22 protein-coding genes are annotated in these 21,280 nt (G+C 66.7%); 11 read left to right on the forward strand and 11 right to left on the reverse strand.

All coding sequences use genetic code 11. From position 1 onward, the window contains the following. Window positions 1-213 precede the first annotated feature (213 nt). Window positions 214-615 (forward strand): hypothetical protein, encoded by a 402-nt coding sequence (locus FBZ89_RS01420; protein ID WP_145748244.1) that lies wholly within the window; start codon window positions 214-216, stop codon window positions 613-615. A gap of 4 nt (window positions 616-619) precedes the next feature. Here the strand turns inward: FBZ89_RS01420 and ftrA are convergent, their stop codons facing one another. Then, entirely contained in the window at window positions 620-1,612 is a 993-nt protein-coding gene (gene ftrA / locus FBZ89_RS01425; protein WP_145748245.1) for a transcriptional regulator FtrA, read from the reverse strand. Between the two features lie 162 nt (window positions 1,613-1,774). Between ftrA and FBZ89_RS01430 the strand changes: the two genes are divergently transcribed. Beyond that, window positions 1,775-2,089, forward strand: coding sequence for a type II toxin-antitoxin system RelB/DinJ family antitoxin (locus tag FBZ89_RS01430; protein ID WP_145748469.1), 315 nt, complete (start codon window positions 1,775-1,777; stop codon window positions 2,087-2,089). After that, window positions 2,086-2,373 (forward strand): type II toxin-antitoxin system RelE/ParE family toxin, encoded by a 288-nt coding sequence (locus FBZ89_RS01435; RefSeq protein WP_145748246.1) that lies wholly within the window; start codon window positions 2,086-2,088, stop codon window positions 2,371-2,373. The genes FBZ89_RS01430 and FBZ89_RS01435 overlap by 4 nt, the downstream gene beginning before the upstream one ends. Window positions 2,374-2,404: 31 nt before the next feature. On the opposite strand, the gene FBZ89_RS01440 is transcribed toward FBZ89_RS01435, so the two are convergent. The 3 genes from FBZ89_RS01440 to FBZ89_RS01450 all read right to left on the reverse strand — a co-directional run bounded on the left by FBZ89_RS01440 (window position 2,405) and on the right by FBZ89_RS01450 (window position 3,582). Beyond that, window positions 2,405-2,737, reverse strand: coding sequence for a hypothetical protein (locus FBZ89_RS01440; RefSeq protein ID WP_145748247.1), 333 nt, complete (start codon window positions 2,735-2,737; stop codon window positions 2,405-2,407). Next, window positions 2,734-3,105: a hypothetical protein gene (locus FBZ89_RS01445; protein ID WP_145748248.1), complete on the reverse strand. Its 372-nt coding sequence runs from the start codon at window positions 3,103-3,105 to the stop codon at window positions 2,734-2,736. Before FBZ89_RS01445 ends, FBZ89_RS01440 begins: the two co-directional genes overlap by 4 nt. A gap of 129 nt (window positions 3,106-3,234) precedes the next feature. Then, window positions 3,235-3,582, reverse strand: coding sequence for a VOC family protein (locus FBZ89_RS01450; protein WP_145748249.1), 348 nt, complete (start codon window positions 3,580-3,582; stop codon window positions 3,235-3,237). Window positions 3,583-3,761: 179 nt separating this feature from the next. On the opposite strand from FBZ89_RS01450, the gene FBZ89_RS01455 reads away from it, so the two are divergent. After that, the gene (locus tag FBZ89_RS01455) at window positions 3,762-4,181 is read left to right on the forward strand and encodes a rhodanese-like domain-containing protein (RefSeq protein ID WP_145748250.1); all 420 of its coding nucleotides are present in this window, start codon (window positions 3,762-3,764) and stop codon (window positions 4,179-4,181) included. 21 nt (window positions 4,182-4,202) lie between these two features. On the opposite strand, the gene FBZ89_RS01460 is transcribed toward FBZ89_RS01455, so the two are convergent. The 3 genes from FBZ89_RS01460 to FBZ89_RS01470 form a co-directional block, all read right to left on the reverse strand. Continuing rightward, complete coding sequence (locus tag FBZ89_RS01460) at window positions 4,203-4,679, reverse strand: GNAT family N-acetyltransferase (RefSeq protein ID WP_145748251.1); 477 nt, start codon at window positions 4,677-4,679, stop codon at window positions 4,203-4,205. A 49-nt stretch (window positions 4,680-4,728) separates the two neighbouring features. Beyond that, window positions 4,729-6,792 carry a methyl-accepting chemotaxis protein gene (locus FBZ89_RS01465; protein WP_145748252.1) on the reverse strand — a complete coding sequence of 688 codons (2,064 nt, stop codon included), beginning with the start codon at window positions 6,790-6,792 and terminating at the stop codon, window positions 4,729-4,731. Between the two features lie 101 nt (window positions 6,793-6,893). Then, window positions 6,894-7,271 carry a winged helix-turn-helix transcriptional regulator gene (locus tag FBZ89_RS01470; RefSeq protein WP_145748253.1) on the reverse strand — a complete coding sequence of 126 codons (378 nt, stop codon included), beginning with the start codon at window positions 7,269-7,271 and terminating at the stop codon, window positions 6,894-6,896. Window positions 7,272-7,357: 86 nt separating this feature from the next. Between FBZ89_RS01470 and FBZ89_RS01475 the strand changes: the two genes are divergently transcribed. The 7 genes from FBZ89_RS01475 (at window position 7,358) to FBZ89_RS01505 (ending at window position 17,562) form a co-directional block, all read left to right on the forward strand. Beyond that, on the forward strand, window positions 7,358-7,978 hold the full coding sequence (locus FBZ89_RS01475) for an FMN-dependent NADH-azoreductase (RefSeq protein ID WP_145748254.1): 621 nt from the start codon (window positions 7,358-7,360) through the stop codon (window positions 7,976-7,978). A 95-nt stretch (window positions 7,979-8,073) separates the two neighbouring features. Further along, complete coding sequence (locus tag FBZ89_RS01480; protein WP_145748255.1) at window positions 8,074-8,718, forward strand: SDR family oxidoreductase; 645 nt, start codon at window positions 8,074-8,076, stop codon at window positions 8,716-8,718. Between the two features lie 154 nt (window positions 8,719-8,872). Next, window positions 8,873-9,844: an oxidoreductase gene (locus FBZ89_RS01485; protein ID WP_145748256.1), complete on the forward strand. Its 972-nt coding sequence runs from the start codon at window positions 8,873-8,875 to the stop codon at window positions 9,842-9,844. Window positions 9,845-9,968: 124 nt separating this feature from the next. Continuing rightward, the gene (locus FBZ89_RS01490; protein ID WP_145748257.1) at window positions 9,969-10,610 is read left to right on the forward strand and encodes a DsbA family oxidoreductase; all 642 of its coding nucleotides are present in this window, start codon (window positions 9,969-9,971) and stop codon (window positions 10,608-10,610) included. 113 nt (window positions 10,611-10,723) lie between these two features. Continuing rightward, complete coding sequence (locus tag FBZ89_RS01495; RefSeq protein WP_145748258.1) at window positions 10,724-13,474, forward strand: response regulator; 2,751 nt, start codon at window positions 10,724-10,726, stop codon at window positions 13,472-13,474. Window positions 13,475-13,798: 324 nt separating this feature from the next. Beyond that, window positions 13,799-15,778 carry a glycosyltransferase family 2 protein gene (locus FBZ89_RS01500; RefSeq protein WP_246171975.1) on the forward strand — a complete coding sequence of 660 codons (1,980 nt, stop codon included), beginning with the start codon at window positions 13,799-13,801 and terminating at the stop codon, window positions 15,776-15,778. Continuing rightward, entirely contained in the window at window positions 15,775-17,562 is a 1,788-nt protein-coding gene (locus tag FBZ89_RS01505; RefSeq protein ID WP_145748260.1) for an HAD family hydrolase, read from the forward strand. Before FBZ89_RS01500 ends, FBZ89_RS01505 begins: the two co-directional genes overlap by 4 nt. Before the next feature lie 26 nt (window positions 17,563-17,588). Here the strand turns inward: FBZ89_RS01505 and FBZ89_RS01510 are convergent, their stop codons facing one another. The 4 genes from FBZ89_RS01510 to FBZ89_RS01525 form a co-directional block, all read right to left on the reverse strand. After that, window positions 17,589-18,752 carry an AGE family epimerase/isomerase gene (locus FBZ89_RS01510; RefSeq protein ID WP_145748261.1) on the reverse strand — a complete coding sequence of 388 codons (1,164 nt, stop codon included), beginning with the start codon at window positions 18,750-18,752 and terminating at the stop codon, window positions 17,589-17,591. A gap of 26 nt (window positions 18,753-18,778) precedes the next feature. Next, window positions 18,779-19,546, reverse strand: a complete 768-nt coding sequence (locus FBZ89_RS01515) for a hypothetical protein (RefSeq protein ID WP_145748262.1) — start codon at window positions 19,544-19,546, stop codon at window positions 18,779-18,781. 15 nt (window positions 19,547-19,561) lie between these two features. Continuing rightward, window positions 19,562-20,419 (reverse strand): hypothetical protein, encoded by an 858-nt coding sequence (locus FBZ89_RS01520; protein WP_145748263.1) that lies wholly within the window; start codon window positions 20,417-20,419, stop codon window positions 19,562-19,564. Between the two features lie 103 nt (window positions 20,420-20,522). After that, a complete protein-coding gene (locus FBZ89_RS01525; protein ID WP_145748264.1) occupies window positions 20,523-21,278 on the reverse strand; it encodes an ABC transporter ATP-binding protein in 756 nt (251 codons plus the stop codon). Window positions 21,279-21,280 lie beyond the last annotated feature (2 nt).

The raw sequence follows: 21,280 nt of genomic DNA on the forward strand, positions 1-21,280 counted from the left end.
CTACTCCCTAGTTTTATTGCCGCCGGAAAGGGTCCGGCGGAGTATATGACAACCTTGTCATATGGCGGGCACTCTAGGGTTTGGCCTGGGCGGGCGCAACCGGTTTTGTGCAGCTTTACGGCGAGGCCGGATGGCTGATGGCCGAATGCGCGTCTAGGCCGCCGGTGCAGCCCCGGGTTTGGCTGGAGCAAAACCCCTGTCAGGAGGAAGACGATGGCCGAGATCAAGACATCCGCTGGCACCACCATTCACATCGATGCCGGCGGCATCACCACCCTGGTTGGTGGTCCCCCTGGTACGGCGTCGGGCGGTACGGCGTCGGGCGCCACGGCGTTGGACGGCCTGGCCGAAGGGGTGACGACGGCGGAGGCGCCGGACGCGCTGCTGGCCCGTCTGGGCCTGACCCCGGACTTCGCCCGCCTGACGCGGCCGGACGGGTCGGCGCTGTGGGTGCGGGGGGCGGCCGTGTCGCTGCTGCGCCAGCCCCTGCCCACGGAAACCCCGCCGGGTGGCACGGGCAAGGCCACGTTGCTGGTCGGCGGCGCCCACCAGACGGTGGCGGAGGACATCGCCGCCGTGCTGGCCGCTGTGAATGCCGCTGGCGGACGGTTGTAGCCGGTCACTCCGCCGCGTCGGCGAAACGGTTGCGATAGGCGGCGGGGCTGGTGCGCAGGCGGGTGCGGAAATGGTGGCGCAGGGTATCGGCGCTGCCGAAGCCGCAGTCGGCCGCCACCTGCTCCAGCGGCCGGGACGTGGCCTCCAGCAGGGTGCGGGCGCGGTTCAGCCGCTCGGTCAGGATCCAGTCCTTGGGGCTGGTGCCGGCGGTCTCGCGGAAGCGACGCACCAGGGTGCGCTCGCTCATGCGCGCCTGGGATGCCAGGCGGGCCAGAGGCAAATCCTGGTCCAGGTTGTGGCGGATCCAGTCGAACAGGGCGGACAAGGGCGCGGCCTCGTCGGCCAGCGGCGCCTCCACGAACTGGGCCTGGCCGCCATCGCGGTGGGGTGGGATGACCAGGCGGCGGGCCACCTGGTTGGCGATGCGGGCGCCGTGGTCGCGGCGTACGATGTGCAGGCATAAATCCAGGCCGGCGGCGCTGCCGGCCGAGGTCAGCACCGATCCCTCGTCCACGTACAGCACGTCCGGTTCCACGCGGATGTCGGGGAACCGCTCCGCCAGGGCCTGGGCATAGCGCCAATGAGTGGTGGCCCGCTTGCCCGCCAGCACGCCGGCCGCCGCCAGGACGAAGACCCCCGAACAGATGGACACCAGCCGCGCCCCGCCCGCGTGCGCCCGGCGCAGGGCGTCCAGCAGGGCCGGCGGCGCCGGGGCGTCCTTGCCGCGCCAGCCGGGGATGATGATGGTGCCGGCCTCGGCCAGATCCTCCAGCCCACCATCGGCCAGCACCTGGATGCCGCCCATGGCCCGCATAGGGCCAGCATCGGCGGCGCAGACCCGGAACTCATACCAGTCCACCATCTCCGGACGCGGCAGGCCGAACACCTCCACCGCCACCCCGAACTCGAAGGTGCACAGCCCGTCATAGGCCAGCACGGCCACGGTGCGGTTGCGCGGGGGCGGCGGGGCGGGTTGGGCGGGGCGGCGCAGGGTCATGGGGCCCATGAAACACCGGCGCGAAAGGGCCGCCAAGGGAACATCACCCGCGTGGCCGAAAATGCCCGCCTATTGGCGTAAAAGGCAGAACACCAATAGGCGGCCATGGTTTCGATCCGTCATTTGCATTACATTGTCATGCAAATGATCAAGGAGGATGCCGTGGCCAGCAATGCCCTGGTGCAGACGCGCATTGATGCCGATGTCAAAGAGCGGGCCGCCGCCGTGCTGGAAGGCATGGGGCTGACCGTGTCGGATGCCGTTCGTATCCTGCTGACCCGTACAGCGAACGAGGGGGCCTTGCCCTTTTTGCTGGCGGATGGCCCCGCCCACGATGCGTGGTTCCGCGCCAAGGTGCGCCAGGCGTTGGAGGACCCACGGCCCAGCGTGGCTGAAGAGGATGTCGAGGCCCACTTCGCGCGACGGCGGGCCGCCGTTCAGCGTCGGGCGGATGATGCCGATAAGAGTGGCACGTGAGGCTGCGCTGGTCCCCTTGGGCGGTTGCGGACCGTGAAAGGATCTTCGACTATTTGGCTGAGCGGAACCCCCAGGCCGCCTTGGCCATGGATGACCGGATTCAAGCCGCTGTCCGAAGCCTCAAGGCATTTCCGGAAAAGGGCCGTCCAGGCCGGGTGCCGCCGACACGGGAGTTGGTGATGGCTGATACGCCCTATATCGCAGCCTATCATTTTGAGGGCGGCGTGGTTCTCATCCTGCGTGTTTTACATGCGGCGCAGCTTTGGCCGGAAGACTTGCCCTAGACTCACGATCTTTCCCGACTCAGACGCTGTATCAGGTCGGTTCGATGGCGGCGCCGCAGTGCGGGCAGTGCCGCACGATGCGGGCGCTGACGATGCCGCAGGCGGGGCATAAGCGGCTTCGCGCCAGGGCGGCGGTGACCATGACAGGGCCCGCCGGCGCCAGTGGCCAGACCTCATCCCAGCCCAACAGCGCCCAGGCATAAATGAAGACGGCCATGCCGATGCCGACGTACAGCCAGTGATAGACGCGGTTGCGCCGCGCCGCGTCGCCCGGCACCAGGTGGCACCAGGCGATGGCGCCTGTCAGTGGGGCCACCACCAGGCCCAGCAGGATGGACGGAATGACCATTCCCCACGAGGTCATGGGGTGTCCCTCCGCCCATCGGGAAAGGCATGTCCGCACCGGGCGCAGCGGTCCGGTATGGAAAAGCCGCGCGTGCTGGTGATGACGCCGCACCGCTCGCAAAAGCCGGAGGTCAACGCCAGCTTGCCCGCCGCCACGGCGGCCAGCACCAGGGCCAGCACAAGCTGGGACCAATGGGTGCCTAGCCCGATGACGAGGAAGGTGAAGCCGGCGGCGCCGGCGTAGTACCAGGGCAGGACGCGCCGACGCAGGGCGGGGTCACCGGGAACGAAGTGCAGAACACAGCCGATGCCCGCCAGTACCAAGGTCGCGCCCAGCAGGACCAGCAGGGGCAGGCCGCCGTCATTCGGCGTCGATAGGGAACTCATCGGAACCTTCCATCCGGGTGATCCATGCGCGGTTGCGCGAGAACCACCCGTGATGGGCGCATTTTAAGCTTGAGGCTCTACCGGATGATGCGGATTTCCGCCGTCGCAGCACTGCGAACAACGCGGGTGTCAGCCGTGGTGGGCGTCCGGCTGCATCACCGCCAATTCATTGCCCGAGGGGTCGGTGAACTGGAAGCGGCGGCCCCCGGGGAAGCTGAAGGTGGGGCGGACGATGGTGCCGCCGGCGGCGGTGACGGCGGCCAGCGCCGCCTCCAGATCGTCCACCTGGATCACGGGCAGGGGGGCCTTGGCGGCTTCGGTCGCGTCGGCCTGCAGGCCGATGTCCACGTCGCCGGTCATGGTGCAGGCGTAGGTGGGGCCGAAGCCGGTCAGCGACCAGCCGAAGGCCTGCTCGTAAAAGCTCTGGGATGCCGCGATGTCGCGGGTGGGCAGTTCGATGTAGTTGGGGCGGGCCATGGGACGATGCCTTCCGTGCGCGATTGTTGTCGGCCGGAACTGTAGCGCGGTTTGATGACAGCGGCTGTCAGCAGCACGTTGGCCGGAACTGCCTGCATATTGGCAGGCGCGCCACTGGCGGGAAATCGGGCGCCGGGTGACAAAGGGCGCGTCACCATCGCCCGATAGGAATACCGATCATGGCCCCCGTTGCGCCCACCCCCGCCGGCCCGTCCGTCGTCGCCAAGACGCCGGCCGCCCCGTCCCAGGCCGCCGCGGCCCATTTGGAGGCCAAGCTGGCGTTCGAGACCGACTGCGCCGACGTCTGGTACGCCACCAACCATGAGAGCAAGGATTTCGTGCTGGTGGACGTGCGTACCCCGGCGATGTACGCCGCCGGCCACGTGCCGGGCGCCGTCAACATCCCCACCCGGCAGCTGAGCGAGGCGCGGCTGGCCGACTACCCCGCCGACACGCTGTTCGTCGTCTACTGCGCCGGGCCGCATTGCAACGGCTCCACCAAGGCGGCGTTGAAGCTGGCCAAGATGGGCCGTCCGGTGAAGGAGATGATCGGCGGCCTGACAGGCTGGATCGATGAGGGCCTGGGCCTGGAACGCTGATCGGCCCGGTGTATGATCCGGTCAGGTGAGGGCCTTGGCCATTTCGGTGGTCGGGGCCCAGCCCGCTTGCTCATACAGCGGGCGGCCGGCCGCCGTGGCGTGCAGGATGGCGTACGCGACGCCGCGCCGCCGGAACTCCGCCTCCGCCAGATCCATCAGCCGGCGCGCCAGGCCCCGGCGGCGGTGGGTGGGTTCGACATAGACGTTCAGGACATAGCCGCGCCTGCTTTCCCCGGGATGCGCGGGATGGGGCGGCCAGTCGATCTCCATCAGGCCGATGCCGGCTACGGCCGCATCGTCCGCATCCTCCAGGACGAAACCGAAGTAGCGCCCATCCGCCAGGCGGGGCGCCAGCCAGTCACGAAAGGGCGCGGCCATGGACGCGATGGCGTCTTCCGGCCGGCCGGACTCGTGGAACATGGCGGCGCGGTGCCGGCACACCAGGTCCAGGTCATCGGGTGTCAGCGGCCGATGGCCCAAGCGGTGGGTCAGGTCCATGCGATTTCCCCCTTTGGCATCGGGAAACCCTTGTACGCGCCTGGCCAGCTCAGGCCGTGCGCACGCCGCCCAGGAAGCCCGCCACGTCGCCCTTCAGCCGTTCCGCCCGGTCGGTCATGGAGGTGGCCGCCTGGCGCAGGTCGCCCGCCACGGTGGTGGATTGTTCCACGGCACTGCGCACGTCATCGATGCTGGCGGTGATCTGGTGGGTGGACATGGCCACCTCCTGCACGTTGCGGGCGATCTCCTGCGTCGCCGCCCCCTGTTCCTCCACAGCCGCCGCGATGCCGGCGGTGATGCCGCCCATGGTGTGGATGACGTCGGAGATGGCGCGCACCCCGGCCACGGCGCTGCGCGTCACCATTTGGATCTCCCCGATCTGGCGGGTGATCTCGTCCGTCGCCTGGGCCGTCTGGTTGGCCAGGTTCTTGACCTCCGCCGCCACGACGGCGAAGCCCTTGCCCGCCTCGCCGGCCCGCGCCGCCTCGATGGTGGCGTTCAGCGCCAGCAGGTTGGTCTGGCTGGCGATGGCCGTGATCAGGCCCACGATCTCCCCGATTTTGGCGCTGGCGGTGGCCAGCACGGCGATGGACTGGTCCGTTTCCTCCGCCTTGGCCATGGCGTCGTTGGCGATGGTGGTGGATTGGGCCATCTGCCGGCTGATCTCGGAGATGGAGGCCGACAGTTCTTCCGCCGCCGCGGCCACGGTGTTGATGCCGCTGGACGCGGTCTGGGCGGCGCTGGCCACGGTGGCGGCCTGGCGGCTGGACTGCTGCGCCGTCTCCGTCATGGCGGCGGAGGTGGCGGCCAGGTGGTCCGCCGCCTCCTCCATGGCGTTCAAGCCGACGGTGGCACGGCTGTCGAAGTCGCGGCACAGCCCGTCCACCGCCCGGGCGCGGTCCAACGCCGCCTGGCGGGCGGCGGCGGCCTCGCGCTCGGCCGCGCGGGCCTGGGCGGCGTTGTCGCGCAGCACGGTCAGGGCGATCGCCATGGCGCCCACTTCGTCCCGCACGCGGGGCGCGGCGATGGCCACCTCCAGGTCGCCTTCCGCCAGGCGGGTGATGGCCTGGGTCAGGTCCTTGATGGGATGGGTCACGCGGCGGCGCAGCACCCAGGCCACCAGGGCGGTGATGGCGACGACGAAGGCCAGGGTGAGACCGCCCACCACCAGGCGCCAGCGCGCCTCCGCCAGGGCATCGCGGTTCATGTCGCGCGCCGTCTCCAGCGCGCGGTCGCGCAGGATCAGCGCATTATCCAGCATGGGGCTGGTCCAGGCGCGCCAGGCGGCGTTGTCCATCGGGCTGGCGGCCCCGGTGCGCGCCGCCTCCAGGATGGCCTGGTAGCGCGGTTCCCCCTCCTTCATCAGGGTGGCCTCCTCGGTCGCCAGCGCTTCGGCCAGCTTGGCCGGGCTGCCCAGGTTGGCCACCGCCTGGGTCTGCAGCTGCCACAGGGTGGCCACCTGGCCGGTCAGCCGGGTGGCGGTCTGCAGGCGCTTGGCGTCCAGCGCCTGGCCCGCCTGGAACAGGCTGAGGATGGCGGAGCGGGTGCCGGCGGCGGCGCGCAGGTCCTGCGCCATGGTGGCGATCTGCAGGGGTACCGTCAGGTCGGCGGATGAGGCGGCGGTACGGCGGAACGCCAGGTCGGCGGCGTGGTCCACCGCGCCGGCCGCGGCGGCGATGCCGTCCTGCATCCGTCCGGCGCCGTCCGCCACCCGGTCGGCCTTGGCCTTGGATGTCTCGGCCTTGGCGCCCGCGCGCATGTCGGTCAGCAGCTTTTCCGCCTGCGCCAGACCGGCGGCGTCCAGGCCGGCGACCGTGGTGCTGCTCCGGGCGGCGGCCAGGGCGGCGTCCGTGGCCGCCATGGCCTTGCCCGGCCCACCGCCGGTGCCGATATCCACCGGGCCGTCGGCGCTGAAGGCGCCGTTCCAGGCGGCCCGTTCCGACGCCAGCAGCGCCCCCAGCCGCAAGGTGTCGCCATAGGCCGCCAGGGTGCGCCCGGCGGCGGCTTGCGCCGCCAAATCACGGGCGGCGACGAAGGCGATGATGCCCGACAGGGCGACGGCCAGGGCGGCGACGCCGCCGATACCCGACAAGACGGTCTTGCTGATGTTCATAGGGCATTTCCTGGCTGGCCGGGGGTGGACAGGGGCGCTTTCCGTTAAATAAGCGATATAACGTCCAGGTTAAGGTTGCGTGAACCATAACGCCCGCCCGCCTAGCTGGCGTCGTATCGAACGCGCGCGTCTTGGATGGTCTCCTGATTGATGTTCGCCCACGTGACGAGGGCCATTACTGGTGCAAGAAGCGTCCGTCCAACACTCGTCAACTCATAATCCACGCGCGGCGGAATAGTTGGGAACAATGTCCGCTTCACCAACCCGTTACGTTCCAGTCCGCGCAAGTTGATCGTCAGCATCCGTTGTGAGATGCCGTCGATCCGACGCCGCAGTTCATTGAACCGAACAGGTCCATCTTTGAGCGTTGCGATGATGTACAGAGTCCATTTGTCGCCGATGAGATCGAGGATTTCCCGAACCATCCCGCAGTCGGCACCTTCGCCGGGGGTAGGAAAATCAATGTCACTGAGTGTCATGGGAGTGCCTTCTTGCGAGGGACAGGGCAGTCACCCTAATAGTGCTGGTAACAAAAATTTACTGCCCTATTCACGTCGGAGCAACCATGACCAACATCCTCCTCGTCACATCGAGCCCTCGTGGCGCCGAGAGCCTGTCCACCCGTTTCGCGACTGAGATCGCCGAAGGCCTCAAGGGTCGCTTGGGCGGCACCCTTTTGACCCGCGATCTCGCGGCCAACCCCCTGCCGCATATCGCGCAGGCCTACATTCACGGCCGCGTCACGGCCCCCGGGGCGCGCACGCCCGAGCAGGTCGAGGCGGTCGACCTTGCACAGGCGCTCGTCGATGAGGTGAAGGCTGCTGATGTCATTGTCCTGGGTTCGGGCATGATCAATTTCGGCCCGCCGTCGCAGCTCAAGGCCTGGTTCGATCATATCACTTGGCCGGGCGTGACCTTTGGCTATAGCGGAGCCGGCAGGCCGCAGGGACTGCTGACCGGCAACAAGGTCTATCTGGTCACTGCCACGGGCGGCGTCTTCTCGGAAGGCGACTGGGCGGCCTTTGATTTCCAGACCGGCTATCTGCGCCACCTCTTGGGCTTCATCGGCCTGACCGACATCGAAATCGTCCGCGTGGAAGGCACCGTCTTCGGGCCCGAGGCGGCCAAGGCCGCTATCGCCGCCACCGAAGCCCAGGTTCGCGCGGTCTTGGAAAAAGCCGCCTGAAGGCGGGCCGGCCGACCGCTCGGGCCGTGCGCGCGACCCTGCCTGTCAGCGGCTGGAGCGGTCGATCCAAGCCAAAAAACCACAAGGAAGATGAGATGAAGATCGCTCTCTTCGGAGGGACCGGACCAACCGGAAGATACATTATCGAAGAGGCGCTCCGGCAAGGATATGAGCTGTCCGTCTACACGCGCGATGCCGGAAAGCTCTCGGCCTTTGGCGGCAAGGTCGATGTCGTCGTCGGTGACCTGAACAATCGGGAAGCGATCAAAGCATGCGTCGCGGGCGCGGACGCGGCGATCAGCGCCCTGGGGCCCAACAGTCTGAAAGCGCGCGAGAAGCGGCCGATCATGCGCGGCGTCGGCACGATCATCTCTGTCATGGAAGAGCTGAACGTTCGTCGATTCATCCAGATTTCGACGGCCGCCTATCGTGATCCGAAGGACGGTTTCGACTTCAAGTCACAGGCATTCGTCATGCTGTTCAAGCTGATCGTTCACAACGCCTATGACGACATCAAGGCGACCGCTGAACTGGTGAGCAAATCGCATCTCGACTGGACGCTGGTCCGGATTCCCAACCTCAAGGATGGGTCCGCAACAGGCCAAGTGGACGTCGGCTGGTACGGCAAGACGAAGCTCGGCATGAAGCTGTTCCGCGGGAATCTTGCGAAATTCCTGATCGATCAGGTCGCGGCCAAGGAGTTCGTGCGCGCTGCGCCGGGGATAGCCGATCACATCTGAGGATAGATGGATCGTCAATTTGCGGGCATGCGCGCTGCGCCGCCGCCGGTGCACCACTCGATCGGCGTGGCGGCTCGTAACGTCGAGTGCGGTTCGGCGTGGCGTTCAGGATCGGCAGACTCAAAGCGCGTGCGTTCAGAACGAGGAGATATTCGTGCCATCCGAGGGATTTACGACGGCCGATGTGCCCGACCAATCAGGTAAATGCTTCATCGTCACGGGGGCCAATACGGGCATAGGCTTCGAAGTGGCGAGTGCGCTGGCGGCGCGGCGCGCGCGAGTGCTGCTCGCGTGCCGCGACGAAGCGAAGGCGAGAGCCGGGATGGACAAAATCCGGCGGAAGACCCCGGGCGCTGACCTCGCTTTCCTACCCCTCGATCTGGCAGACTTGGCGAGTGTGCGACGGGCGGCTGAACTGGCCGCCAAGGAGCCGCGTGTTGACGTGCTGATCAACAATGCCGGCGTGCAGGGGCCGACGTTGAAGCACACAGCGCAGGGCTTCGAGCAGACGTTCGGCGTCAATCACCTTGGTTGCTTCGCGGTCACGGCGCTGCTGCTACCCAAGCTCATGGAAATGCCCGGATCGCGCGTCGTTGTCACGAGCAGCGGGCAGCACAGGGGCGCGAAGATCGAATGGGAAGACCTTAACGCGCAGAAGAACTACAAATGGCTCCCGCGCTATGGCGCCAGCAAGCTCGCGAACCTGCTCTTCGTCTTCGAACTGGACCGGCGGCTGAGGGCGGCAGGAGCGCCGGTAACGGCGGTAGCCTGCCATCCGGGTCTTGTCGGAACGAACCTCGCCCGCGGCAGCTGGTGGGGCAACATAGCGATGTCGCTGATCGGCTTGCTATTCGCCAAGCCCGCGATGGGCGCCTGGGGCGCGCTGCACGCAGCGACCGGGCGTATAAAGCCTGGCGGTTACTACGGGCCAACGGGATTCTCCGGGCTGCGAGGTCCTTCCGGTGAAGGTGTTCCCTCTGAGGAGGCGAGGAGCCCGCAGGTCGCCAAACGACTCTGGGATGTGTCCGTCAAGATGACCGGCATCGACCCCGGCTTGCCGCTCTGGAACCCTGTCGTCGAGCGCAATGGAGCCGGAAAGGTCCCGCCCACGCCACCGCCGTCATAACCATTCATGGCGTGGATAGCTTCACCGACATTTCAGCCAGCTCGGTAGGCAGAACCGAGATCCGATGAGTGTGGGCTCGGATTAATCCCAGTGCTGTCGGCTCAATGACCACAAGGATGGCATAATGCTGCAAATCGACCTTTACACCGAAATCACCTGTCCCTGGTGCATCGTCGGGCATCACCGTCTCGATAAGGTCCTGGCGGAGCGCTTCCCTGGGTTGGACGTGGATATCCGTCAACATCCGGTGCTTCTGCTTCCCGATGCGCCGGCGGAGGGCCTCTACATTCCCGATCTCCTCCTGGCACGCTATGGCGTGACTGATCCAAAGGCATCGTTCGCCCGGCCAGAGGCGGAAGCACGGGCGTCCGGCCTTGACCTTGACCTGAGCCGCCAGCCCTGGACTTACAGGACGCAGGCGGCGCACGGGCTAATCCTTGCGGCGCGCGCACGGGGGACGCAGCATCAACTCGCGGTCGCGATCACCCATGCCCATTTTCTGAAAGCGAAGAACATTTCAGACGCCGATGTCCTTGCGGATATCGCCGTGGCCTATGGGTTCGAACGCGAGGAAGCCCGCGCGATAGCGCTCGATCCCCAGCAACACGGCCGTGTCGAGCGGGAGGCGGCCCAATCGATGGCGGCCGGGGTCAGGTCGGTTCCTCACTTCGTTTTCGGCGGGCGCATCGCCATCAACGGGGGACGCAGCGAAGACGAGATTGCATCGGCCATCCGCGAAGCTGCGGGTGCTGTTGCTTCCGCCTAACGGCGGTCAGGCCGGTGGTTGGCTACGCCAGCAATTTACTGCCAAAGATAGTCCTTGCGTCCCAACTTGACCGCTGTCCGCGGGCCGAGGTGGACGTATAGTGGCGCCTGGGTATGGCTAGGTTCGATGGCTTGAGCGTGGAAGAGGCAGGCGTGACCCGGTCGGAGTCCGAGGTGGACCGCATCCGTGCGTTGGAGCATCAGGTGGAGCGCCTGAGCGAAGTGGTGCTCACCCAGTCATTGCTGGCCGATTCCGACCTGGACCTGGATGCCTTCATGCAGACGGTGGTGGACCGTCTGCAACGCCTGATGCACGCCAAGGGCGCCGTCGTCGAATTGGCCGAGGGCGAAGACATGGTCTACCGCGCCGCCAGCGGGGCTGTGTCGCAGTTCGTCGGTGTGCGCCTGAAACGCAAGGGCAGCCTGTCCGGCTATTGCGTCGAGACCGGGAAGGTCCTGATGTGCCGGGACAGCGAGACCGATGACCGCGTGGACCGCAACGCCTGCCGCATGGTGGGGGTGCGCTCCATGATCTGCGCGCCGCTGTCCGAGGCGGGCCGTGTGGTCGGCGTGCTGAAGGTCATGGGCACGGAGCCTGACGCCTTCACGGCTGAGGACGTGGCCCTGCTGCAGATGATGGCCAAGGCCTTGGGCGGCGCCCTGGGCAAGCAACTCAGCTTCCATGAGAAGCAGATGCTGCTGGAGGAACGGACGGCCACCGTCGCCCGGCTGGAGGTCGAGGTGGCGGAGCGGCGCCGGGCCGAGGCAGCCCTGCAGGACCAGGCGCTGGAGATGGCCACCCTGGCGGAGCAGCGTGACCAGGCCCGTCTGGCGGCCGAGGCGGCCAGCCGCGCCAAGTCGGAATTCCTGGCCAACATGAGCCACGAGATCCGCACGCCCATGAACGGCGTGCTGGGCATGGCGCAGCTGATCCTGGATACGCCGCTGGATGCGGAGCGGCGGGTGCTGGCCGCCGCCATCCATGATAGCGGCGAAATGCTGCTGTCCATCATCAACGACATCCTGGATGTCTCCAAGCTCGAAGCCGGCAAGGTCGAGCTGGAGGAGATCGACTTCTCCATGGATGAGCTGGCGGATAGCGTCGCCATGCTGCTGTCGCCCAAGGCGGCGGAAAAGGATCTGGACCTGGTCTGCTATGTGGAGGACGCGGCGCGCGGCGCCTATCGCGGCGATCCCACCCGCCTGCGCCAAATCCTGGCCAACCTGGTGTCCAACGCCATCAAATTTACCACCACCGGCAGTGTCGCCATCGAGGTCGGCCAGGAGCCCCACGGCGCCACCGGGGCGGCCACCGGGGCGGCCACTGGGGCGGCCACTGGGGCGGACGGCCGCCGGCGGCTGCGCATCGCCGTCAGCGACACGGGCATGGGCATTCCCGAGGAACAGCGCGCCCGCCTGTTCCAGAAGTTCAGCCAGGCCGACAGCTCCATCACCCGCCGCTTCGGCGGCACGGGCCTGGGCCTGTCCATCTGCCGCCAGCTGGTGGACCTGATGGGGGGCGAGATCGGCGTGAACAGTGTTCCCGGCCAGGGCAGCACCTTCTGGTTCACCGTGCCCCTGCGACCAGTGGCCGCCACCCTGGTGGACCAGGACACCTTGGTGGACGGCATCAAGGGCCTGCGGGTGCTGGTGGTGGACGACATCCCCCTGCACCAGAAGATCCTGAGCCGTGCGCTCAGCGACCTGGGCCTGGTGGTCAGCTTGGCCGATGGCGCCGCGTCCGCCCTGGCGGCGCTGGAAAAAAGCTGGAAAGCGAGCCGGCCGCCTGATCTGGTGTTGGTGGACTTTTCCATGGCGGATGTCCGGGGTGATGAGCTGGGCCAGCGCATCCGCGACGACAGCCGTTTCGCCGAAACCAAGCTGGTGCTCATCTCATCCTTCGGGGTCATGGACCGGGGCAACGCCGCTGTCGATGTCTTCGCCGCCGTGCTGGCCAAGCCGGTGCGCCGGCAGACCTTGCTGGACGTGTTGAGCCGCCTGTTCCTGAGCCAGGTGGCGGCGTCCCCGGTCAAGCCCGACCCGGCCAAGGTGGGCACCGGCGCCGGCCGCCGCGTGCTGCTGGTGGAAGACAACCACATCAACCAGCAGGTGGCGCTGCTGATGCTGCGCAAGGAAGGGTACGAGGTCACCCTGGCCGAGGATGGCGAGGATGGCGTGCGTGCGGCGACCGCGCCAGGCGCCGTCTTCGACCTGATCCTGATGGACGTACAGATGCCGCGCATGGACGGGCTGGAGGCCACGCGCGTCATCCGCGCGCGCCAGGCCGGCGTGCGCGTGCCCATCGTCGCCCTGACGGCCAATGCCATGGCCGGCATGCGTGAGGAATATCTGGACGCCGGCATGGATGACGTGGTGGCCAAGCCCTTCGACCAGCGCAAGTTCCTGGGCGCCGTGGCGCGATGGACCAAAGCCTCGCCCCACGAAGCGGCGCCGGCCATGGCGGCCACTCCACTGCCGGCTGCCACGGTCCTGGATGAAAGCGTGTTGCAGCGGCTGGAGGTCATCGCCGGCCGCCAGCAGTTCCAGAACCTCATCGGCAGCCTGGTGACGCATGGGGGCGAACGCCTGGACCGGGTGGCGGCGCTGCGCGCCCGCGGTGACATGGATGGGCTGCGCGCCGAGGCGCACGACCTCATCTCCACCGCCGGAAATGCCGGCCTTAAGCAACTGCAGGCTCTGGGCGAGGCCCTGCACGCCGCCTGCACCGCCCCGGACCGGCAACGCGACCGGGTGCTGTCGCTGGCCGACGCCGCGGTCGCGGCGGGGCGGGAGGGCTGGGCCGTGGTTGCCCGGCGGTTCGGCGGACCGGGCCCGGTCACCGCGGTGGCGGGTGGGCGGGATTGAAGGGCACGTATTACTGTGCCGTACAGGGCGGCGGGGGCCGTTTGTTGACAGCACTACCTGATCCATATAGCGTTCTGCGGAGCATCTCCCCTGGCCGATGTCAAGTAATAGATGGCATCTTTTCCTTGATCTGCCGAAAAATTGAAATAATGGTCTGTGCTGACGATGACACTCTCTAGTAAGCCAGCTCCGCACGATGAGGGCGACGCGGCGCGTATTCTGGCGGAGCGGGACGGCGAAATCGCAAGCCTGACGCGAACCCTGGCGGATCGTGATCGCACCATTGCGTATCTCAACCAGCTCGCTGGGGAGCGCGGGCGTTCCTTGCAAAATACGGAAGCTGCGAACGTCGCGTTACGGGCTGAGCTGACACAAACCTATCAGTCGCGCAGCTGGCGGCTGACCAGCCCCTTGCGCTGGCTGTTGCGCCGGACGTTCCAGGGGCGCGCCTCGATAGCCACGCTGCTATGGGCCTTCAGACGCCGGGGCCCGAGGGCGACTCTCGCCGACGTTCGCCGGATTAGGCACGACCACGGCATTACCGGAATCAAGTTCTGGCTGCTGAACGGCGTGGCGCCGGGCGGGGCGGCACAGGGCGAACCAGGCACCGATTTGGCCTCGACCAAGGGGGCCTTGGCGGATGTGCGCGGACCCGACGGCTATGTCTATCGCGCGCCCCGCCGGCCTGCGGATCTGGAGGCGCGGCTCAAGGAGCTGTCCACCACCTTCTCCATCGTGGTGCCCGTCTACAACACATCGCCGGCCCTGCTTGAGGCTGCGATCCGCTCGGTTGAGCAGCAGTGGTATCCGAATTGGCAGCTGGTGCTGGTGGATGACGCCAGCCCCAACCCGGCGACACGGGCGGCGTTGGAGCAGCCGCGCGATCCGCGCGTCACCATCCTGCGACAGGCGGCCAATCAGGGCATCTCCGGCGCCACCAACACCGGCCTGGCCGCCGCCACGGGCGATTTCGTCGTCTTCCTTGATCACGACGATGAACTGACGGCCGACTGCCTGTATGAGCTGGCATTGTGCATCGCGGCGCACGACCCGGACTTCGTCTATAGCGACGAGGACAAGATCACCGAGGACGGCCGGTTCACGCAGCCGTTCTTCAAGCCGGACTGGTCGCCCGACACGATGATGAGCACGATGTACACGTGCCACGTCAGCTGCGTCCGGCGCAGCCTGGTGAATGAGCTGGGGGGCCTCCGACCGGAATATGATGGCTGCCAGGATTGGGACCTGGTCCTGCGCCTGGCGGAGAGGACGACGCGCATCCAGCACGTGACCAAGGTGCTCTATCACTGGCGCATCATTCCGCAATCCACGGCGGCCGACCTCAACGCCAAGCCTTACGTCGTGTCCGTGTCTGAACGCTTGCGCGCCGACACCTTGGCCCGCCGCGGTCTGAAGGGCACGCTGGAGCCTCTGCCCCAGCTGCCCAGCTATCACCGGGTGCGCTACGACATCCGGGGCACGCCCACCATCTCCATCATCATCCCCTCGCGCGACAACCAGCCGGTGCTGTCGGCCTGCCTTGACAGCATCCGCGCCCGGTCCAGCTATGACCGATATGAGATCGTGGTGCTGGACAACGGCAGCCGGGAACCGGCCACGCTGGGTTACCTGAACCGTATCCGGGCCTGGCCCGGGGTCAAGGTCATCCGCCATGACGCCCCATTCAACTACTCGGAACTCAACAACCTGGGCGTCGCCGCCGCCACGGGGGACATCCTGTTGTTCCTGAATGATGATACCGAGGTGCTGACGACCGATTGGCTGGAGCGCATGGCGGGCTACGTGCAGCTGGGCCACGTGGGCGCCGTGGGGGCCAAGCTGCTGTACCCGGGTGGAGAGAAGATACAGCATGCCGGCGTGCTGAACTTGTTCAACGGGCCAAGCCATGCCTTCCTGCGCCAGGATCGGAACCACTACGGCTATTTCCTGCGTAACTTGCTGGAATATAACTGGCTGGCCGTGACCGGCGCCTGCTTGATGGTGGAACGGCGCAAGTTCGAAGCGGTGGGCGGATTCGATGAGACCTTGCCCGTCGCCTACAACGACGTGGATTTGTGCATGCGCCTGCATGAGGTTGGCTATTACAACGTCATGTGCCAGGCGGCCGAGTTGATCCACCACGAATCCATCAGCAGGGGCCTTGATTTCGTGTCGCCGGAAAAGATGGCGCGGTTGGAGCAGGAGCGGGGCCGGCTTTATGACCGGCATCCCGGCTTGTTCCTGCACGATCCCTTTGGCAATCCCAACCTGCATCCCAATGGCGGCAATTTCGAGATCGCGTGATGACGGCCATGATTGACAGCCTTGACCCCGCCGCCATTTCGGGCGGTCCGTCGCTTGGGGACCAGGCCCTGCATGAGGCCATCATGGCTGCGGGGGCTGTATCGTTCGGTTTTTATGGCACGCTGTTCCATCGCGCCACCCCGTCGCCGGATGCCGTTTTCGATATGCTGGGGCGGCGCTACTCCATGTCGGGCTTTTCCGCCCAGCGTAAAGCCGCCCAGGCGGAGGCCTTGGACCGGGCGCACAAGGCGGGCCGCCGGGAAATCACGCTGGCCGGCATCTACGATTGCCTGGCCCTGGAGCCGACGCTGGCCGCTTCCATAAAGGCGGCTGAGGTGTCGCTGGAATTGGATCTGCTGTGTCCCGATCCCATCGCGATCGCCGCGCTACGGCAGGCCCTGGCGTTGGGCCGGCGGGTGCTGATCATCGCCGACAGCTATATGGGTCGCGCCTTCGTGCGTGACGCGTTGGGCCGCCACGGGCTCGACTCCATCGCCCTGTTCATCTCCAGTGATTGCAACCTCACAGCCCGGGACGGCGACCTGTTCGATCTGGCCATCGACTATCTGCAATTGCCGCGTGAGCGCGTGCTGCATGTCGGCTGCGACCTGCAGGGTGACGTGGCCCAAGCACGGGCGAAGGGGCTCGCAACTGCTCATCATCAGGGTCACGACCAGGGTAACGGCAAGTCCCTTGGCCCGGTGATTCCCGTGTCGGCGGCCCTGCCCGCCGGGACATTGCCGCCCCGCGATCTAGGGTACCGCGTTGCTGGTCCCGCCGCCGTCGGTTTCCTGAACTGGATCGAACGCCAGGCCAAGCTGGACGACATCAGGCACCTGCTGTTTTGCTCTCGGGGCGGCGATCTGCTGGAGCGCCTGGTGCAGGAAAGCCCGGGCCTCTGGTCCCTGCCACCCTGCAGTTTCCTCCCCGGATCCCGGACGGCCTTCGACCTGGCGGCAATGGATGACCTGAACTTCGCCGACTACCTGCCATTCCTGATCTCCAGATCGGACGGCCTGGCGCCGTTTGAGGTGCTGGAGCGCATCGGCGTTCCGGCGCCGGCGCCGGAGGTGATGAAGAAGTATGAACTGGGGGATGAGATCAGGCTGTCACCGGCGGTGCATCCGCGTCTGCGCGGATTCTTGTTTGAGTATCGATTTGAGATTCTGAAGGTTTGCCGGCGCAACCGCCGGGCTCTCTTCACCTTCATGAGGAATCTACGGCTTGCGGCAGGGACACCCGTGGCTCTGGTCGATATGGGGTGGGACGGTGCCACGCAGGAAGCGTTCGAGACTGCCTTGAGCGGCATGGTGGACCTGAGCGTCCACGGCTATTCCTTCGGCCTGACGGGCGACGAAGACAGCCGGCGGCGGCAGCGTGCGCGCCGGATGACGGCCCTGTTCACCGACACCGACGTGGCACCAGCTATTCTGCGGCGCCTGCACGCAAACCGGGCTTCGGTCGGGCTGCTGTTCGATGCACGGAGCCAGGTCGCCATAGGTCTGGAGGCGACAGGCAACGGCGTGCGGGGGGTTGAAGATGTGCGGTGGCACGCCGATGCCGCCACCGGCGCCGCGATCTCGGCTATGGTCGATGGGGCCATGGCGTTCGTCCGGGATTACGCCGCAGGTCTGACCGCTGGGGCTGTCCGGCCGCCGGCGCTGGAAATGGCCTGGCCGCTGGTGCAGCTGCTGGACCGGCCGGCATCGTTTGCCGAGGATTTGCGGGCGCAGGCGGATTTCGATCCGTGGACGGCCAGCCGGCATCCGTGGCAGGCCGGATAGGGCCGGCCCGCCGCGGATCCCGTAGGTCAGGTATCCGCGCGGGCGGCTTCCATAGCCGCCAAGAACAGGTGGTAGGGCGTGCTGCCTGGCAAATCGCGCATGGTGGGCACGCCAGTCTCGTCCTGTGTTTCAATCCAGCGCCCGCCGGCCGGGTTGAGAAACGCGGCCTGCAGGTGGACCATCAGCCGCTGGGCCAGCGCCCCTGCGGCATCGCCGGCGCTCGTGCTGTGGTGCCGGCGGGCCTGCGACAAGGCGGCCTTGATGGCCTCCGCCACCGGCCAGATGCGCCGGGTACGCAGGACGGGCGCACCTTGGGGATCCATCTGGTCCATGATACCGCCGTCGGGCAGGAAGCCATGTGCCACCGCCTTGTCGAACAAGGCGTCGGCCAGGGGCAACACGGACGTGTCGCCGCCCTGTCCGGCGTACCGGTCCAGCAGCCAAGCCCACTCGAAATGGTGGCCGGGCTCGACGATGTGTCCGGTGGCGGGATCAGGCCGCCAATCCTGGGTGAAGAACTCTCCCAGCGTATTGGTCGTGCGGTCAAAAAAGCGGGCCTGGAACAGGTGGATGACGGCGGTCGCCTCCGATAGCCAGGCGCTGTCGCCTGTGACCTCATGCAAGGCCAACAGGGCTTCCAGCAGATGCATGTGCGGGTTCTGGCGGCGCGTCGCGCCATTACGGATCCATTCGGCACTGGCCCCTTCCGCCAAGCCGCCCCAGCCGCCGTCCGCCAGCGCCGGCATGGCCAGGCGGTCGCGCATCAGCGCCCAGGTCTCTTGCGCCAGCGTCAGGGCGCGGGGGGCGGCGAAAGCGGCATGTACGTAGGCCAGGCCAAACAGGACGAAGGCGTGGCCGTAGAAGTCCTTGGAATCATCCAACGGCTGGCCGTCGGGCTGTGCCTTGAAGAACCATCCGCCGTTACGGTCATCCCAGAAATGGCGGACCAGGAAGTCGTAGCCGCGCTCGGCGGCGGCTTGGCCGCTGCGGTCTCCCAACAGTGCGCCATGGGCCAGAACGTAAAGTTGGCGGGCCTGCACCATGGACCGCTTGTAGCCTAGCGGCAGGGGCTGTTCCGCCGAGTCCAATCGTTCATGGAAGCCGCCATGGACCGTGTCAGCGAACCGGTCACGGCATAAGGGCAGCAGGCGATCAAAGGCGTGGCGGACGAAGGCGGCGGAAGACGACATGGCGGCCTCTGGCTCGGGCGGTTCCCTTACTGGCGGGGAGGGATCGCCATGGTGAAGGTCAGGGTCACCTGATCGACCGCGCTGGGCGCCGTCGCCGGGGCCGCCGGGGCCGGATGACGCCCGTGCCCGCCCACTGGCGCGGAGGGGGCCGGTGGCACTTGCGCCACGCCCCGCACCGTCAGCACCGGCCGTCCCGCGCGGCTCAGCAATTCATACAGCACCGGTTGGGTGGACGTCAGCGCGGCGCTGGCCTCCAGCGCCTGGATGCGGGCGACCGTTTCCGGTGCCGGGCCTCCCGGGACGTTGGCGGCGGGCGCAACCTTGCTGATCGCGGTGTCCACATGGTCCACCGGGGCGGTGGTGGGGCAGGCACCCGCCGGTATCCCTGGGGTGTCGCCGGTGCAGGTAAGGTAGCGGGCCAGCAGGGTGGCCGCCTCGGCCATTTTTTCACGGCCCTCGGGCTTTAGCGCGGCTGCCCCGGGCGCGAAGAACTGCGCGGAGGGCAGCGTCAGGATGCCTTTGGCGGTGTCGGCCATCACCTCGATATGCCGGGATTCCAAATCCTGGCGCAGCGCTTCCACCAGGCGGGCACGCTCAGCCATGATCTTGGCGATGGTCTCCTGGTAGTCTTGCTCCGACTGCTGATCCTGCGGCTTGGGCGCCTCGTCGATGTTGTACATCGACAGGGCCATAAGCATGATCAGGAAGATGAAGACGATGCCGGCCATCAGGTCCGACATGGAAGCGAAGTAGCTCTCCTGGTCGTCCCCATGGGCCCTGGTTCCCCGTCGCATGGCAGTCTTCCCGTCTTACGGCGCTTGGCCGGCGATATCCGGCTGGGGTGCGTGGGAGAGCGGGGAACGGGGCGCGGATACCGCAGCGGCCATCCCGTCCTGCGTCCAATCACCCATCAGGCGATGGGCGGAGATCAGGGGGAAGCAGAGTTCGATGGCGCGGCACAGGTCGTCCAGCGCCGCCTGGACCTTGCGTTGCCAATGGCGGACAACCATCGACGTTACCAGTGACGCGCCGATGCCGACGACGGAACTGACGAACTTCATGGTGGAGGCGGCCAGCAGTTGGCCCAGCGCCTGCCGGGCCTGCGCCAGGTCACCCATCTGCAGACCCTTGCTGGCGAAATACAAGCCGGCCACCAAGCCAAGGAAGGTGAACATCAGGCCCACACCCACGAAGTAGTTGGGCAAGGCGACGTAAAAGCGGAAATCCAGGCCCCGGCTTTCCATGGCCTCCATGGAAAAATATTCCTGGGGACGGATGGTGGAATAGGCGCGCCGCTGGGTACCCTGCCCGGCATCCAACAATGTGGATTCGAACATCCGCCATTCGTCCATCAGCAGCGGACTGGATTCCATCAGACGCTTCATCGATCCGACCCGGCGGTCGTTCGGTTCCCCCATGATCAGCATGGCGGAGCCGGTGATGGTCTTCAGCGTGTCCAGCGTGCGGCGGACCTGGCCCGCCCAGAAGCCGCCCAGCAGGGCGACGCAGGCCATCATCATGCCGGCCGCCAGGACCAGGGCGAATTCCGGCTGTCCGAACAAGGCCAGGTAAACCGTGGCCAGTGGTTTGGCCAGTTCCCGAATGGTCAGGAAAAAGGACGAAGAATCCCCACCCTGGCTAAGCCTGAACACGAGGATGGCAAGCACGACGGAGATGCCTGCCCAGACGTATTTTCTGACCATGATCGATGGCTGGTTCCGGAGTGTCCCTGGGCATGCCCGGGGAAATGGGATGGGGCAGGCGGCGGGTTCAGGCCTCTGCCAGCGACTGCTGGTAGATGTCCGCCACCTCTTTCAGCGGACCGTAAGCGATCACGTTGCCGTTACGCAAGTACAGCCCCTTGTTGCACCACTTCTCCAGCAGCTCCAAGGAGTGGGAGGCCAGCACCATCAGGCTGGACCGCTGCACGAAATCTTCCATGCGCTTCTGGGCCTTGGCCAAGAAATGGCTGTCGCCCGCCGCCAGCCATTCGTCCATCAGCAGGATCTCGGGCTCGACACAGGTGGACGCCGCGAAGGCCAGGCGCAACATCATGCCGGCGGAATAGGTGCGCACCGGCATATCGATGTACGGACCCAGTTCGGTGAAGTCGACCACCTCCTCGACATGGACCTGCATATCCTTGGGATGGATGCCCATGTACATGCCGCGCAGCATGATGTTTTCGCGGCCAGTGGCATCCGGGTTCATGCCCATCTGCACATCCAGCAGCGCGGAAACGCGGCCTTGGGTGTGAAGGGCGCCGCTGGTGGGCTCATAAATCCCGGCCAGGGTCTTGAGCAGCGTCGTCTTGCCCGACCCATTGGGGCCGATCAGCCCGACGCGGTCGCCCTTGTCGATCGTCAGGGTCAGATGGTTCAGCGCGCGAACCAGGATACGATTGGCGGCGTCACGCGCCAGGTTGGTGCCCATGGGCGCTGAAAACAGCGCCTTCTTCAGTGAGCGGCCGTTGGCCTGATAGATGGGGAATTCAACCGTGAGGTCTTGCAAATGCAGGGAGGCCATAA

Origin of the sequence: Nitrospirillum amazonense (assembly GCF_007828045.1) — a bacterium.
GTDB lineage: Bacteria > Pseudomonadota > Alphaproteobacteria > Azospirillales > Azospirillaceae > Nitrospirillum > Nitrospirillum amazonense_C.

Excerpts from the sequence above, each read along its gene's own strand:
- FBZ89_RS01420 (WP_145748244.1), top strand. The coding sequence starts at position 214 with ATGGCCGAGATCAAGACATCCGCTGGCACCACCATTCACATCGATGCC.
- ftrA (WP_145748245.1), bottom strand. The coding sequence starts at position 1,612 with ATGACCCTGCGCCGCCCCGCCCAACCCGCCCCGCCGCCCCCGCGCAAC.
- FBZ89_RS01440 (WP_145748247.1), bottom strand. The coding sequence starts at position 2,737 with ATGACCTCGTGGGGAATGGTCATTCCGTCCATCCTGCTGGGCCTGGTG.
- FBZ89_RS01445 (WP_145748248.1), bottom strand. The coding sequence starts at position 3,105 with ATGAGTTCCCTATCGACGCCGAATGACGGCGGCCTGCCCCTGCTGGTC.
- FBZ89_RS01450 (WP_145748249.1), bottom strand. The coding sequence starts at position 3,582 with ATGGCCCGCCCCAACTACATCGAACTGCCCACCCGCGACATCGCGGCA.
- FBZ89_RS01455 (WP_145748250.1), top strand. The coding sequence starts at position 3,762 with ATGGCCCCCGTTGCGCCCACCCCCGCCGGCCCGTCCGTCGTCGCCAAG.
- FBZ89_RS01460 (WP_145748251.1), bottom strand. The coding sequence starts at position 4,679 with ATGGACCTGACCCACCGCTTGGGCCATCGGCCGCTGACACCCGATGAC.
- FBZ89_RS01465 (WP_145748252.1), bottom strand. The coding sequence starts at position 6,792 with ATGAACATCAGCAAGACCGTCTTGTCGGGTATCGGCGGCGTCGCCGCC.
- FBZ89_RS01470 (WP_145748253.1), bottom strand. The coding sequence starts at position 7,271 with ATGACACTCAGTGACATTGATTTTCCTACCCCCGGCGAAGGTGCCGAC.
- FBZ89_RS01475 (WP_145748254.1), top strand. The coding sequence starts at position 7,358 with ATGACCAACATCCTCCTCGTCACATCGAGCCCTCGTGGCGCCGAGAGC.
- FBZ89_RS01480 (WP_145748255.1), top strand. The coding sequence starts at position 8,074 with ATGAAGATCGCTCTCTTCGGAGGGACCGGACCAACCGGAAGATACATT.
- FBZ89_RS01490 (WP_145748257.1), top strand. The coding sequence starts at position 9,969 with ATGCTGCAAATCGACCTTTACACCGAAATCACCTGTCCCTGGTGCATC.
- FBZ89_RS01495 (WP_145748258.1), top strand. The coding sequence starts at position 10,724 with ATGGCTAGGTTCGATGGCTTGAGCGTGGAAGAGGCAGGCGTGACCCGG.
- FBZ89_RS01510 (WP_145748261.1), bottom strand. The coding sequence starts at position 18,752 with ATGTCGTCTTCCGCCGCCTTCGTCCGCCACGCCTTTGATCGCCTGCTG.
- FBZ89_RS01515 (WP_145748262.1), bottom strand. The coding sequence starts at position 19,546 with ATGCGACGGGGAACCAGGGCCCATGGGGACGACCAGGAGAGCTACTTC.
- FBZ89_RS01525 (WP_145748264.1), bottom strand. The coding sequence starts at position 21,278 with ATGGCCTCCCTGCATTTGCAAGACCTCACGGTTGAATTCCCCATCTAT.